A 13,349-nucleotide genomic window follows, 5' to 3' on the forward strand; every position below is an offset into this window, starting at 1 on the left:
ATGTAATCCTTCCGGGCTGCGGCCGCGGCGCGGGGGGGCGGCCGCCACACCGGTGGGGGGGGGGGGGGCCCCCCGCCCCCCCGCCCCGCTTCGTGCTGTTACGGGTTGTCACGGCGCGCCCCGCCGCCTCGGCGGGGCGCGGTCACCAGCCGCGCGCCCGCCACTCCGCGAGGTGCGGGCGCTCCGCGCCGAGGGTGGAGTCGTTGCCGTGGCCGGGGTAGATCCAGGTCTCGTCGGCCAGCTTCCCGAAGATCTTCGTTTCGAGGCCGTCCATCAGCGACGCGAAGTCCGCCGGGTCCGTGGTCCGGCCGGGGCCGCCCGGGAAGAGGCAGTCGCCGGTGAAGACATGGGCGTGGTTGTGCGGGTCGTCGTAGACGAGGGCGATCGACCCCGGTGTGTGCCCCATGAGGTGGACGGCGGTGAGTGCGACGTCACCGACCCGGACCGTGTCCCCGTCGTCGACGAGCACATCGGTCGGCACGGGGATGCCCTCCGCGTCGTACCGGCCCGCGTAGGTCCGTGCCCCGGTGGCCGCCACCACCTCGGCGAGGGCCTGCCAGTGGTCGCCGTGCCGGTGGGTGGTGACGACGGAGGCGATGCCCCCGTCGCCGATCAGGGTCAGCAGGGTGGCGGCGTCGTTGGCCGCGTCGATCAGGAGCTGTTCGCCGGTGGCCCGGCAGCGCAGCAGATAGGCGTTGTTCTCCATCGGCCCGACGGCGACCTTGGAGATCATCAGAGCGGGCAGTTCATGGACGTCCGCCGGTCCGCCGACCGTCACGGTTCCGCTGTATGTCATATGGATCACCCTAGGCGAGTCGGCACGCGGCGGACCGGGGAACGCGAGGGGTGCGACAGGGTCTAGAGCGGCGGCAGTACGGGCAGGGGGCCGGCCGGGGAGGTCAGGGCCGCGCCCTCGCGGCGGCCCGCGAGCCACCCCATCAGCTCCGGCGCGGGGCCGGTGACGGTGCGGGGGGTGCCGTCCGGGCGCCCCGTCCGCCAGTGGCGGCCGTCGGGGGTGGTCAGGGCCAGCGGCGGGACCTCGGCGTGGCCGGCGAACCGCTCCACCAGGAAGTCGATCTCCCGTCCGGTGAACTCCTCGGGCAGATCTTCGAGCGCCCGGCCGATCCCCAGGTCGACATGGTGCAGCTCGACCTCGACCAGCCGCCGGAACGGCACCCGGGCCGCCACGTCCGTGACGCCGTTGCGCAGGGTGAGTACGCGGCCCCAGTCGGCGGGCCGCCCGGCGGTCTCCAGGAAACGGTCGCCGGAGTCGCGTACGTCGGCGAGGTGCGCGGCGAGCGGCCTCGGGGCGTCCCGCTCGATGTCCGCGTCACGGGTCGCCGCGTCCCGGTACATCGGCCGGCCTTCGAGGGCATTGACCAGTGCGTCCGCGTTCCTGGCGATATGCGCCAGGACATGGCCACGGCTCCACCCCGGGAGCCGTGACGGTGCGGCGACGGCCGCGTTGTCCAGTGCGGCGGCCGCGCTGAGGAGTCGCTCGGTCGCTTCGCGTACTGCTGCCAGGTCACGCGCGTGGTCGATCATGGCGCCGACGATAGCGCCGCCACCCGATCGGGTGAAGTCGGTGGAGAGCCGCCGTAAATCGAATGCGCGTGCTATAAGCTCGGCGGAGGCAACCTGGCCAAGAGGAGAATCCCGTCCGGCACTCCCGCGCCGGGTGCTCCGTCTCTCGCAAATTCATCCTTCTGGCGGTCCCCCGTACTCTGGGACGGGGGCTCTGCCCTTGCTTCTCTTCAGAAAGGTGCGGACCGGCGTGGCCGACCGTCTCATCGTCCGTGGCGCGCGCGAGCACAATCTCAAGAACGTCTCGCTCGACCTGCCCCGTGACTCACTCATCGTCTTCACCGGGCTCTCGGGATCGGGCAAGTCCTCCCTCGCGTTCGACACGATCTTCGCCGAGGGGCAGCGCCGGTACGTCGAGTCGCTCTCCTCGTACGCCCGGCAGTTCCTCGGTCAGATGGACAAGCCGGACGTCGACTTCATCGAGGGGCTCTCCCCGGCCGTCTCCATCGACCAGAAGTCGACCTCGCGCAACCCGCGCTCGACGGTCGGCACGATCACCGAGGTCTACGACTACCTCCGGCTGCTCTTCGCCCGGATCGGCAAGCCGCACTGCCCCGAGTGCTCCCGGCCGATCTCCCGCCAGTCGCCGCAGGCCATCGTGGACCGGGTGCTCGAACTGCCCGAGGGCAGCCGCTTCCAGGTCCTCTCGCCGCTCGTGCGCGAGCGCAAGGGCGAGTTCGTGGACCTCTTCGCGGACCTCCAGACCAAGGGGTACAGCAGGGCCAGGGTCGACGGCCGGACGATCCAGCTCACCGAGCCGCCCACGCTCAAGAAGCAGGAGAAGCACACCATCGAGGTGGTCGTCGACCGCCTCACGGTGAAGGACAGCGCCAAGCGACGGCTGACCGACTCGGTCGAGACCGCGCTCGGGCTCTCCGGCGGCATGGTCGTGCTCGACTTCGTGGACCTGCCGGAGGACGACCCCGAGCGCGAGCGGATGTACTCCGAGCATCTGTACTGCCCGTACGACGACCTCTCCTTCGAGGAGCTGGAGCCGCGCTCCTTCTCCTTCAACTCGCCCTTCGGAGCCTGCCCCGACTGCACCGGCATCGGTACGCGCATGGAGGTCGACCCGGAGCTGATCGTCCCCGACGAGGAGAAGTCCCTCGACGAGGGCGCGATCCACCCCTGGTCGCACGGCCACACCAAGGAGTACTTCGGACGGATGATCGGCGGCCTCTCCCAGGCCCTCGGGTTCCGTACGGACATCCCTTGGGCGGGGCTGCCGCAGCGCGCCAAGAAGGCTCTGCTCCACGGCCACAAGACGCAGGTCGAGGTCCGCTACCGGAACAGGTACGGCCGCGAGCGCGCCTACACCACCCCCGCCTTCGAAGGGGCGGTCTCCTTCGTCAAGCGGCGCCACACCGAGGCCGAGAGCGACACCAGCAGGGAGCGCTTCGAGGGGTACATGCGCGAGGTGCCCTGCCCGACCTGCGAGGGCACCCGGCTCAAGCCGATCGTCCTGGCCGTCACGGTCATGGACAAGTCCATCGCCGAGGTCTCCGCGCTCTCGATCAGCGACTGCGCCGACTTCCTCGCCAGGCTCACGCTCAACGCGCGCGACAAGAAGATCGCCGAGCGGGTCCTCAAGGAGGTCAACGAACGACTGAGGTTCCTGGTCGACGTCGGCCTCGACTACCTCTCGCTGAACCGCGCCGCGGGCACCCTCTCCGGCGGTGAGGCCCAGCGCATCCGGCTCGCCACGCAGATCGGCTCCGGTCTGGTCGGGGTGCTGTACGTACTGGACGAGCCGTCCATCGGACTGCACCAGCGGGACAACCACCGGCTGATCGAGACCCTCGTCCGGCTGCGCGACATGGGCAACACCCTGATCGTCGTCGAGCACGACGAGGACACGATCAAGGTCGCCGACTGGGTGGTCGACATCGGCCCCGGCGCGGGTGAGCACGGCGGCAAGGTCGTCCACTCGGGACCCTTGAAGGGGATGCTGGCCAACAAGGAGTCGATGACCGGCCAGTATCTTTCCGGCAAGCGGTCCATCCCGACCCCCGACGTGCGCCGGCCCGTCGACCCGGGACGGCGGCTCACGGTGCACGGCGCCCGGGAGAACAATCTCCGGGACATCGACGTGTCCTTCCCGCTGGGGGTGTTCACGGCGGTCACGGGCGTCTCGGGCTCCGGCAAGTCGACGCTGGTCAACGACATCCTGTACACGCATCTCGCCCGCGAGCTGAACGGCGCGAAGTCGGTGCCGGGGCGCCACACCCGGGTCGACGGCGACGATCTGGTCGACAAGGTGGTCCATGTCGACCAGTCGCCCATCGGCCGTACGCCCCGCTCCAACCCGGCCACGTACACCGGTGTCTTCGACCATGTCCGCAAGCTCTTCGCCGAGACGATGGAGGCGAAGGTCCGCGGCTACCTCCCGGGCCGCTTCTCCTTCAACGTCAAGGGCGGCCGCTGCGAGAACTGCTCGGGCGACGGCACGATCAAGATCGAGATGAACTTCCTGCCGGACGTCTACGTCCCCTGCGAGGTCTGCCACGGCGACCGCTACAACAGGGAGACGCTGGAGGTCCACTACAAGGGCAAGTCCATCGCCGAAGTGCTGAACATGCCGATCGAGGAGGCGCTGGACTTCTTCGAGGCCGTGCCGACGATCTCGCGCCACCTCAGGACCCTCAACGAGGTGGGCCTCGGCTATGTCCGGCTCGGTCAGTCCGCGCCGACCCTCTCCGGCGGCGAGGCGCAGCGGGTGAAGCTGTCGAGCGAGCTGCAGAAGCGTTCCACGGGCCGTACGGTCTACGTCCTGGACGAGCCCACCACGGGTCTGCACTTCGAGGACATCAGCAAGCTGATCGCGGTGCTGTCGGGACTGGTCGAAAAGGGCAACTCGGTGATCGTCATCGAGCACAACCTGGACGTCATCAAGACGGCGGACTGGGTGGTCGACATGGGGCCCGAAGGCGGCAACGGGGGTGGGCTGGTCATCGCGGAGGGCACTCCGGAGCAGGTGGCCGGGGTCCCGGCCAGCCACACCGGCAAGTTCCTGCGGGAGATCCTGGACCCCGAGCGGATCAGCGACGCGGCGACCCCGGCGAAGAAGGCCCCGGCGAGGAAGACGGCGGCCAAGAAGGCGACGGCGGCGGCCAGGACGGCCGCCGCGCGGACGACGGTCACCGCGAAGACGACGGCCGCCGCCAAGAAGGCTCCGGCCAAGAAGTCCGCCACCGGTTCGCGCCGCTCCTGACACCGGCGGCCCCGGGCCCCCGGTTCGCCCGTAGGACCGTGCCGTCCGGCCCGGATCCGGCACAATCCGCAGGGTGGACGAGACGGTGCGGACGGACGACGGGGTACGGCTCTGGGCCACGCGGGCGGCGGACGGGCCGGGCGAGCCCGTGATCCTCTGCCACGGCGGCCCGGGCCTCTGGGACACCCTGGAGGCCCCGGCCGCGCTGCTCGCCGGCACCGGCGGTAGCGAGGAGACACGGGGCCGCCCCGTCGTCCGGTGGGACCAGCGGGGCTGCGGACGCTCCCAGCGCTCCGGGCCGTACCGCGCCGACCGCTCGGTGGCCGATCTCGACACCGTACGGCGCCACTTCGGCCTGGAGCGCACGGCGCTGCTCGGCCACTCCTGGGGCGCGCACCTCGCCCTGAGCTACGCCCTGGCCCACCCCGCCCGGGTCAGCGCGCTGATCTACGTCTCGGGTACGGGCATCGACGAGGACGCCACCTGGCACCCGCACTACAAGGACGCCCTCCACCGGAAGCTGGGCGCGCACCGGCGGCGCTGGGAGGAGCTGTGCGACCGGGGCGAGGACCGCACCCCGGAGGAGAGCCGTGAACTGGCCGTCCTCCAGTGGTCGGTGGACTTCGAGGCCGCACCGGACCGGGCGCGGGAGTACGCCGAGGCCATGGCGACCCCCTGGTTCGGCGTCAACTACCCGTGCAACACAGCCCTGGTCGCGGAGATGCGGCAGAGCCTCGCCACCGGGGCGCCGCGCGAACGGTGCGCGGCGCTGGAGGTCCCCGTACTGATCGTGGACGGCGAGCGGGACATCAGGCCCCGCTGGGCGGTGGACTCATTGGAGCGCGCCCTGCCGCGGGTGACCAGGACCACCCTGGCCGGTGCCGGCCACCTGCCGTGGACGGAGGACCCGGAGGGCTTCCGCGCCGCGGTCGCCGCGTTCCTCGGCTGAGCCCCGTCCCCCGTCACCTGACACCCGCCCCCGTCCCCGGTCACCCGGTGCCCGGACGAACGCCCCCTCACCAGGTCACGGGCAGTTCGTGGACGCCGTACACGAGCATGTCCTCCTTGAAGCGGAGCTTGCTGTCGGGGACGGTGGCGCGCAGACCGGGGAAGCGCCGCAGTAGCGCCGGATAGGCGAGCTGCAACTCGGCGCGGGCCAGGTTCTGGCCCAGGCACTGGTGGGTGCCGTGGCCGAACGCGATGTGGCGCCGTACCCCGGCGCGGTCGATGTCGAGCCGGTCGGGATCGGGGAAGACGGTCTCGTCACGGTTCCCCGCGTCGTTGGCCAGGACGACCCCCTCGCCCGCGCGGATGAGCGTGCCCGCGATCTCCACGTCCTCGGTGGCCAACCGGCGGCGCCCGCTGTGGGTGATGGTGAGGTAGCGCAGCAGCTCCTCCACGGCGTTGGCCACCCGGGCCGGGTCCTCGCTGTCCCGGACCGCGGCGAGCTGTTCCGGGTGGTGGAGCAGGGCGAGCGTGCCCAGGGCGGTCATGTTCGCGGTGGTCTCGTGCCCGGCCGCCAGCAGCAGGACCGCGTTCTCGACGAGCTGCGCGCGGTCCAGCTCACCGGTGCGCACCCGCTCCACGACCAGGGTGCTGAGCAGATCGTCGGCCGGATCCCGGTCCTTGACGGTGATCAGATCATCGAGATATCCGGCGAGTTCCCCGGCGGCCGCCTTCGCCTCCTCCGGTGTGCTGCCGAGCGTGACCAGGGTGCGCGCGGCGCGCTGGAAGAGGGCGTGATCCCGGTGGGGGACCCCGAGGAGTTCGCCGATGACCAGGGAGGGCATCGGCAGGGCGAACGCGCTCACCAGGTCGGTCGGCGGGCCCGCCGCCTCCATGGCGTCCAGCAGCTGGTCGATGACCTCCTGGATACGGGGCCTCAGGGCGGCGATGCGTTTGACCGTGAAGTGGGAGGTGAACATGCGCCGCGTGTGGTGGTGCTCGGGGTCGTCCTGGACGAGGAAGGGCAGATGGTCGGGGTCGCGCCGGGCGTGGACGCCCGCGCTCTGGACCGGGTGCCCCGGACGGGTGACGTCCGCGCTGAACCGCGGGTCGGCGAGCACGGCGCGCTGGTCCTCGTAACGGGTGAGGAGCCAGGCCACGGCGCCGTTCCACAGCCGGATCGGGGAGACAGGCGCTTCCTTGCGCAGCGCCGCGTACCGCGGCGGCGGGTCGAAGGGGCAGCCGGCCGCGCGGCTGAGGGGAAAAGCGGGAATGGCCGTCTCGGTCATGACACGTCCTCCGGGGCAGAGCGGGGGCGGTGCGGGGGGCGGTGCGGGGCGGTGCGAGCCTGGATGTTAGTTACCCAAAGTATTTTCTACTCCGGATGTGTGTATGGGGCAAGTGCTTCTTCGGCCATCCGGAACCGGCATGATGGGGCGGATGGACGGTCCCCCTGCCCACGAGCGCGATGCTCCCGGCGGCATCGCCGAGCTGCAGGTTCTGCTGAGTGCCCTCGCGTACGACATCACCCGGCCCCGCTCCCACGAACTGCTCGTGAGCATGGCCGGGGCGCCCGTCGACCGGGCGGGCGTCGCGCTGCTGCGCGTCCTGGCGCACGAGGGGGAGCCGCTGCGCATCGGCCGGATCGCGGAGCGGCTCGGCGTCCGCGCTCCGCATGTCACCCGGCAGGTCAGGGAGTTGGAGCGGCAGGGTCTCCTCGTGCGGGTGGCGGAGGCGGCGGACCGGAGGGCCCAGCGGGTGGCGCCCACCGGCAAGGGGCTCGACACCCTCGCGCGGCTCGACCGGGCGGCCCAGGCGCTGCTCGCCGAGAGTCTCGAAGGGGTGCCCGCCGACCGGATCGGTTACGCGATCGAGGTGCTGCGCCGGATCTCGGGCGCCCGCCGGCCGGGCGATCCGCTCGTCGGCGGCCGCTGAACGGCCGCCGGAACGGCCCCGGTATCGTCACGTATGTCACCGACACCCCTCCGTGCCGAGGGCACCCGTTCGGACCCCCAGAACAGTGGAGACACCATGGCCGGCTCGTCCGCCCCCCGCCGTACCGTGCTGAAGGGCGCCGCGCTCGCCGGTGCCGCCGGGCTGGGGGTGGCGGCCTGCTCCACCGAGTCGAAGCTCGGCCATGCGGAGACGCCCACGCCCACCACCCCCGTCGAGCTGGGCGCGGCCTCCGACGTCCCCGTCGGCGGCGCCAGGCTCTACAAGAAGCAGCGCGTCGTGGTGAGCTGCCCGGCGAAGGGCCGGTACAAGGCGTTCAGCGCGCAGTGCACCCACGCGGGCTGTCTGCTCGGGGAGCTGGAGGGCACGGTGGGCGACTGCCCGTGCCACGGCAGCAAGTTCGACGTCACGACGGGGCAGGTGTTGCACGGCCCGGCCACCGCCCCGCTGCCCGAGGTGCCCGTCACGGAGCGGGACGGAAAGCTCGTCGCGGGCCCCGAGGCCTGAGAGCCGGTCGGGCACCCCCGGTCCGAGGCCGCGCGGAGGTCCTGCTGTCGGTCCCCGACAGTAGGGTGGAGTGCATGGCCGACCCCTCCAGCTACCGCCCCAAGCCGGGACAGATCCCCGACTCGCCGGGGGTCTACAAATTCCGCGACGATCACCGCCGGGTGATCTACGTCGGGAAGGCGAAGAGCCTCCGGCAGCGGCTCGCCAGCTACTTCCAGGACCTGGCGGGTCTGCATCCGCGTACCCGCACGATGGTCACCACCGCCGCCTCCGTCGAGTGGACCGTCGTCTCCACCGAGGTTGAGGCGCTGCAGCTCGAATACTCCTGGATCAAGGAGTTCGACCCCCGCTTCAACGTCAAGTACCGCGACGACAAGAGCTATCCGTCGCTCGCGGTCACGCTCAACGAGGAGTTCCCGCGCGTCCAGGTGATGCGCGGCGCCAAGAAGAAGGGTGTGCGCTACTTCGGACCGTACGGACACGCCTGGGCCATCCGCGAGACGGTCGACCTGATGCTCCGTGTCTTTCCCGTACGGACCTGCTCCGCCGGGGTGTTCAAGAACGCGGCCCGCACCGGCCGGCCCTGCCTCCTCGGCTACATCGGCAAGTGCTCGGCGCCCTGCGTCGGCCGCGTCACCCCGCAGGAGCACCGCGAACTGGCAGAGGAGTTCTGCGACTTCATGGCCGGCCGCACCGGCACGTACATCCGCCGTCTGGAGCGGCGGATGACGGAGGCGGCCGAGGAGATGGAGTACGAGAAGGCCGCCCGGCTGCGTGACGACATAGGCGCGCTGCGCCGCGCGATGGAGAAGAACGCGGTGGTGCTCGCCGACGCCACCGACGCCGATCTCATCGCGGTCGCCGAGGACGAGCTGGAGGCCGCCGTCCAGATCTTCCACGTACGCGGCGGCCGGGTCCGCGGCCAGCGGGGCTGGGTCACCGACAAGGTGGAGGCCGTCAGCACGGCCGGCCTCGTCGAGCACGCCCTCCAGCAGCTCTACGGGGAGGAGCGCGGCGACGCGGTCCCCAAGGAGGTGCTGGTCCCCGCGCTGCCCACGGACCCCGCCGAGACCGAGGCCCTCACCGAGTGGCTGAGCGAGCGGCGCGGCGCCCAGGTCTCCCTGCGGATCCCGCAGCGCGGCGACAAGAAGGACCTGATGGCGACCGTCGGGCGGAACGCCCAGCAGTCCCTCGTCCTGCACAAGACCAAGCGCGCCAGCGACCTCACCACCCGCTCCCGCGCCCTGGAGGAGATCTCCGAGGCGCTCGGCCTGGACAGCGCGCCGCTGCGCATCGAGTGCTACGACATCTCGCACTTCCAGGGCGACGACGTCGTGGCCTCGATGGTGGTCTTCGAGGACGGCCTCGCGCGCAAGAGCGAGTACCGCCGCTTCCAGATCAAGACCTTCGCCGGCCAGGACGACGTCCGGTCGATGCACGAGGTGATCAGCCGCCGCTTCCGCCGCTACCTCCTGGAGAAGGAGAAGACCGGGGAGTGGTCGGAACAGGCGGAACAGCAGGCCGAGCAGCAGACCGAGCAGCAGGCAGGGGCCGCACTGCCCGGACAGCAGACCCAGCCGCGGTCCGACCAGCAGCCCGAGCAGCAGTCCGAGCCCTTCACCGAGGACGACGGCAGGCCCAAGCGCTTCGCCTACCCGCCCCAGCTGCTCGTCGTCGACGGCGGACAGCCCCAGGTCGCGGCGGCCAAGCGGGCCCTGGACGAGCTGGGCATCGACGACGTCGCCGTCTGCGGTCTCGCCAAGCGCCTCGAAGAGGTCTGGCTGCCCGACGAGAGCGACCCCGTGGTGCTGCCCCGCTCCAGCGAAGGCCTCTACCTCCTCCAGCGGGTACGGGACGAGGCGCACCGCTTCGCCATCACCTATCAGCGGGCGAAGCGGGCCAAACGGGTCAGGACGAGCCCGCTGGACGACGTCGCGGGCCTCGGTGAGTCCCGCAAACAGGCGCTCATCAAGCATTTCGGCTCGGTGAAGCGGCTCCGGCAGGCGACAATCGACCAGATCTGCGAGGTGCCGGGCGTGGGCCGCAAGACGGCCGAGTCCGTCGCCGTGGCCCTGGCCGCGGCGGCCCCGGCGGCACCCGCCGTGAACACGGCGACAGGAGAGATCATGGAAGACAACGGGGGAACGGCGCATGACTGAGCACGACCGGGACGGAGCAGGGCACGTGAGTACGGGCACCACGAAGGAGAACGGCGAGGCCGGCGAGGCGGCCATCCCCGAGCTGGTGATCATCTCCGGCATGTCCGGCGCGGGCCGCAGCACCGCGGCCAAGTGCCTGGAGGACCTCGGCTGGTTCGTCGTGGACAACCTGCCGCCCGCGCTGATCCCCACCATGGTGGAGCTGGGCGCCCGCTCGCAGGGCAACGTGGCACGGATCGCCGTCGTCGTGGACGTCCGCGGCCGGCGCTTCTTCGACAACCTCCGCGAGTCGCTGGCGGACCTCGACGCGAAGCAGGTCACCCGGCGCATCGTCTTCCTGGAGTCCTCCGACGAGGCGCTGGTCCGCCGCTTCGAGTCCGTACGCCGCCCGCACCCCCTCCAGGGCGACGGCCGGATCGTCGACGGCATCGAGGCGGAGCGCGATCTGCTCAGGGAGCTGCGCGGCGACGCCGACCTGGTGATCGACACCTCCAGCCTCAACGTCCACGAGCTGCGCGCCAAGATGGACGCCCAGTTCGCCGGCGACGAGAAGCCGGAGCTGCGGGCCACGGTCATGTCGTTCGGCTACAAGTACGGCCTGCCCGTCGACGCCGACCTGGTGGTGGACTGCCGCTTCCTGCCCAATCCGCACTGGGTCCCCGAGCTGCGCCCCTTCACCGGGCTCAACGACGAGGTCTCCGCGTACGTCTTCAACCAGCCGGGCGCCAAGGAGTTCCTCGACCGCTACACCGAGCTGCTGCAGCTCATCGCCGCCGGATACCGGCGCGAGGGCAAGCGGTACGTGACCGTCGCCGTCGGCTGTACGGGCGGCAAGCACCGCTCCGTAGCCATGTCCGAGAAGCTCGGTGCCCGTCTCGTCTCCGAGGGCATGGAGACCGTCGTCGTCCACCGGGACATGGGGCGCGAGTGACCGGACGCACCTTCCGGATGCGCCGGCTGCGCCGGGGCATCCCCGCGCTGTCGGGGCGCGGAGCGGCCGCCCAGCCCAAGGTCGTCGCGCTCGGCGGCGGCATGGGGCTCTCCGCGTCCCTCGCCGCGCTCCGCCGGATCACCGGCGACCTCACAGCGGTCGTCACGGTGGCCGACGACGGCGGTTCCAGCGGCCGGCTCCGCGAGGAGCTGGGGGTGCTGCCCCCCGGCGACCTGCGCAAGGCCCTCGCCGCGCTCTGCGGCGACGACGACTGGGGCCAGACTTGGGCCAGGGTGATCCAGCACCGCTTCCAGTCCCAGGGCGACCTGCACGAGCACGCGGTCGGCAATCTGCTGATCGTCGCGCTCTGGGAGCAGCTGGGCGACCATGTCCAGGCGCTGGACCTGGTCGGCAAGCTCCTCGGCGCGCACGGCCGGGTGCTGCCCATGTCGGCCGTCCCCCTGGAGCTCCAGGCGCTGGTACGGGGCCACGACCCGGCGCGCCCGGACGAGGTCGACACGGTGCGCGGCCAGGCGACCGTCGCGCTCACCCCCGGTGAGGTGCAGTCCGTCCACCTGGTGCCGAACGACCCGCCGGCGGTCCCCGAGGCGGTCGCCGCGGTCCTGGACGCCGACTGGGTGGTGCTCGGCCCCGGCTCCTGGTTCTCCTCGGTGATCCCGCATCTGCTGGTGCCCGAACTGCTCGACGCGCTCGTCGAGACGAAGGCCCGCCGGGTCCTCTCGCTGAACCTCGTACCGCAACCCGGCGAAACCGATGGCTTCTCACCGCAGCGTCATTTGGAGGTTTTGGGGCGACACGCCCCTAAACTCGCCTTGGACGTGGTGCTGGCCGACGAGGCCGCCGTGCCCGACAGCGAATCGCTCTCCGATGCCGCCCGGCGGTTCGGTGCCGCCGTCGAGCTGGCGCCGGTGGCAGCGACCGGCAGTTCCCCCAAGCACGACCCGGAGCTGCTGGCAGCCGCGTACGACCGTATTTTTCGGATGCATGGAAGGATCGGCCCATGGCGATGACGCCAGCGGTGAAGGACGAGATCGCCCGCCTCCCCGTCACCCGGACGTGCTGCAGGAAGGCGGAGGTCTCGGCGATCCTTCGGTTCGCCGGCGGGCTGCACCTGGTGAGCGGGCGCATCGTGATCGAGGCGGAGCTGGACACCAGCATCGCCGCGCGCCGGCTCCGCAAGGACATCCTGGAGATCTTCGGACACAACTCCGAGCTCGTGGTGATGGCACCCGGCGGACTGCGCCGCGGCAGCCGTTACGTCGTACGGGTGATTACGGGGGGTGACCAGCTCGCCCGGCAGACCGGTCTGGTCGACGGGCGGGGACGCCCGATCAGGGGGCTGCCGCCCCAGGTGGTCTCGGGGGCCACCTGTGACGCGGAGGCCGCCTGGCGCGGCGCGTTCCTGTCGCACGGCTCGCTCACGGAACCCGGCCGCTCCTCCTCGCTGGAGGTGACCTGCCCGGGCCCGGAGGCCGCGCTCGCGCTGGTCGGCGCGGCCCGCAGGCTCCAGATCGCCGCCAAGGCGCGCGAGGTGCGCGGGGTGGACCGGGTGGTCGTACGGGACGGTGACGCCATCGGCGCGCTGCTCACCCGGCTCGGCGCGCACGAGTCGGTGCTGGCCTGGGAGGAGCGGCGGATGCGCCGCGAGGTCCGGGCCACGGCCAACCGGCTCGCCAACTTCGACGACGCGAACCTGCGCCGCTCCGCCCGCGCGGCGGTGGCCGCGGGGGCCCGGGTGCAGCGCGCGCTGGAGATCCTGGGCGAGGAGGTGCCCGAGCATCTGGCCGCCGCGGGCCGGCTCCGTATGGAGCACAAGCAGGCGTCCCTGGAGGAGCTGGGCGCGCTCGCCGACCCGCCGCTGACGAAGGACGCGGTGGCCGGCCGGATCCGGCGGCTGCTGGCGATGGCCGACAAGCGGGCGCAGGACCTCGGGATCCCGGGTACGGAGTCCAACCTGAGCGAGGAGCTGGCCGACGGCCTCGTCGGGTAGCCGGGCCTCGCCCGTGCCCTGGTGCACCACCCGGGCCTGCCCCCGCGC

General features: G+C 71.7%; 11 protein-coding genes. 8 read left to right on the top strand and 3 right to left on the bottom strand.

Going from position 1 to position 13,349, the window contains the following annotated elements:
* Window positions 1-142 precede the first annotated feature (142 nt).
* Both ACFTZC_RS14160 and ACFTZC_RS14165 read right to left on the bottom strand, forming a co-directional pair.
* Window positions 143-796, bottom strand: a complete 654-nt coding sequence (locus ACFTZC_RS14160; protein WP_382889288.1) for an MBL fold metallo-hydrolase — start codon at window positions 794-796, stop codon at window positions 143-145.
* Window positions 797-858: 62 nt separating this feature from the next.
* A complete protein-coding gene (locus tag ACFTZC_RS14165) occupies window positions 859-1,545 on the bottom strand; it encodes a maleylpyruvate isomerase family mycothiol-dependent enzyme (RefSeq protein WP_382889289.1) in 687 nt (228 codons plus the stop codon).
* Between the two features lie 229 nt (window positions 1,546-1,774).
* Here ACFTZC_RS14165 and uvrA point away from each other — a divergent pair, with 229 nt between their 5' ends.
* Together uvrA and ACFTZC_RS14175 are read left to right on the top strand one after the other, a co-directional pair.
* Window positions 1,775-4,795 (top strand): excinuclease ABC subunit UvrA, encoded by a 3,021-nt coding sequence (gene uvrA / locus ACFTZC_RS14170; protein ID WP_382889291.1) that lies wholly within the window; start codon window positions 1,775-1,777, stop codon window positions 4,793-4,795.
* Window positions 4,796-4,868: 73 nt separating this feature from the next.
* Window positions 4,869-5,744: an alpha/beta fold hydrolase gene (locus ACFTZC_RS14175; RefSeq protein WP_382889294.1), complete on the top strand. Its 876-nt coding sequence runs from the start codon at window positions 4,869-4,871 to the stop codon at window positions 5,742-5,744.
* Window positions 5,745-5,811: 67 nt separating this feature from the next.
* On the opposite strand, the gene ACFTZC_RS14180 is transcribed toward ACFTZC_RS14175, so the two are convergent.
* Window positions 5,812-7,029 (bottom strand): cytochrome P450, encoded by a 1,218-nt coding sequence (locus tag ACFTZC_RS14180; protein WP_382889296.1) that lies wholly within the window; start codon window positions 7,027-7,029, stop codon window positions 5,812-5,814.
* A gap of 151 nt (window positions 7,030-7,180) precedes the next feature.
* Between ACFTZC_RS14180 and ACFTZC_RS14185 the strand changes: the two genes are divergently transcribed.
* From ACFTZC_RS14185 to whiA, 6 genes are all read left to right on the top strand, one after another.
* Complete coding sequence (locus tag ACFTZC_RS14185; protein ID WP_382889298.1) at window positions 7,181-7,675, top strand: MarR family winged helix-turn-helix transcriptional regulator; 495 nt, start codon at window positions 7,181-7,183, stop codon at window positions 7,673-7,675.
* A gap of 96 nt (window positions 7,676-7,771) precedes the next feature.
* On the top strand, window positions 7,772-8,200 hold the full coding sequence (locus ACFTZC_RS14190) for a Rieske (2Fe-2S) protein (protein WP_382889300.1): 429 nt from the start codon (window positions 7,772-7,774) through the stop codon (window positions 8,198-8,200).
* Between the two features lie 74 nt (window positions 8,201-8,274).
* Window positions 8,275-10,359 carry an excinuclease ABC subunit UvrC gene (gene uvrC, locus ACFTZC_RS14195; protein WP_382889302.1) on the top strand — a complete coding sequence of 695 codons (2,085 nt, stop codon included), beginning with the start codon at window positions 8,275-8,277 and terminating at the stop codon, window positions 10,357-10,359.
* Window positions 10,352-11,290 carry an RNase adapter RapZ gene (rapZ, locus tag ACFTZC_RS14200; RefSeq protein WP_382889304.1) on the top strand — a complete coding sequence of 313 codons (939 nt, stop codon included), beginning with the start codon at window positions 10,352-10,354 and terminating at the stop codon, window positions 11,288-11,290. Before uvrC ends, rapZ begins: the two co-directional genes overlap by 8 nt.
* The gene (gene yvcK / locus ACFTZC_RS14205; RefSeq protein WP_382889306.1) at window positions 11,287-12,321 is read left to right on the top strand and encodes a uridine diphosphate-N-acetylglucosamine-binding protein YvcK; all 1,035 of its coding nucleotides are present in this window, start codon (window positions 11,287-11,289) and stop codon (window positions 12,319-12,321) included. Before rapZ ends, yvcK begins: the two co-directional genes overlap by 4 nt.
* On the top strand, window positions 12,312-13,301 hold the full coding sequence (whiA, locus tag ACFTZC_RS14210; RefSeq protein ID WP_365630621.1) for a DNA-binding protein WhiA: 990 nt from the start codon (window positions 12,312-12,314) through the stop codon (window positions 13,299-13,301). Before yvcK ends, whiA begins: the two co-directional genes overlap by 10 nt.
* Window positions 13,302-13,349 lie beyond the last annotated feature (48 nt).

Origin of the sequence: Streptomyces sp. NPDC056987, from assembly GCF_042673865.1 — a bacterium.
Taxonomy (GTDB): domain Bacteria; phylum Actinomycetota; class Actinomycetes; order Streptomycetales; family Streptomycetaceae; genus Streptomyces.

Excerpts from the sequence above, each read along its gene's own strand:
- uvrC (WP_382889302.1), top strand. The coding sequence starts at position 8,275 with ATGGCCGACCCCTCCAGCTACCGCCCCAAGCCGGGACAGATCCCCGAC.
- whiA (WP_365630621.1), top strand. The coding sequence starts at position 12,312 with ATGGCGATGACGCCAGCGGTGAAGGACGAGATCGCCCGCCTCCCCGTC.
- ACFTZC_RS14180 (WP_382889296.1), bottom strand. The coding sequence starts at position 7,029 with ATGACCGAGACGGCCATTCCCGCTTTTCCCCTCAGCCGCGCGGCCGGC.
- rapZ (WP_382889304.1), top strand. The coding sequence starts at position 10,352 with ATGACTGAGCACGACCGGGACGGAGCAGGGCACGTGAGTACGGGCACC.
- ACFTZC_RS14165 (WP_382889289.1), bottom strand. The coding sequence starts at position 1,545 with ATGATCGACCACGCGCGTGACCTGGCAGCAGTACGCGAAGCGACCGAG.
- ACFTZC_RS14185 (WP_382889298.1), top strand. The coding sequence starts at position 7,181 with ATGGACGGTCCCCCTGCCCACGAGCGCGATGCTCCCGGCGGCATCGCC.
- ACFTZC_RS14190 (WP_382889300.1), top strand. The coding sequence starts at position 7,772 with ATGGCCGGCTCGTCCGCCCCCCGCCGTACCGTGCTGAAGGGCGCCGCG.
- ACFTZC_RS14160 (WP_382889288.1), bottom strand. The coding sequence starts at position 796 with ATGACATACAGCGGAACCGTGACGGTCGGCGGACCGGCGGACGTCCAT.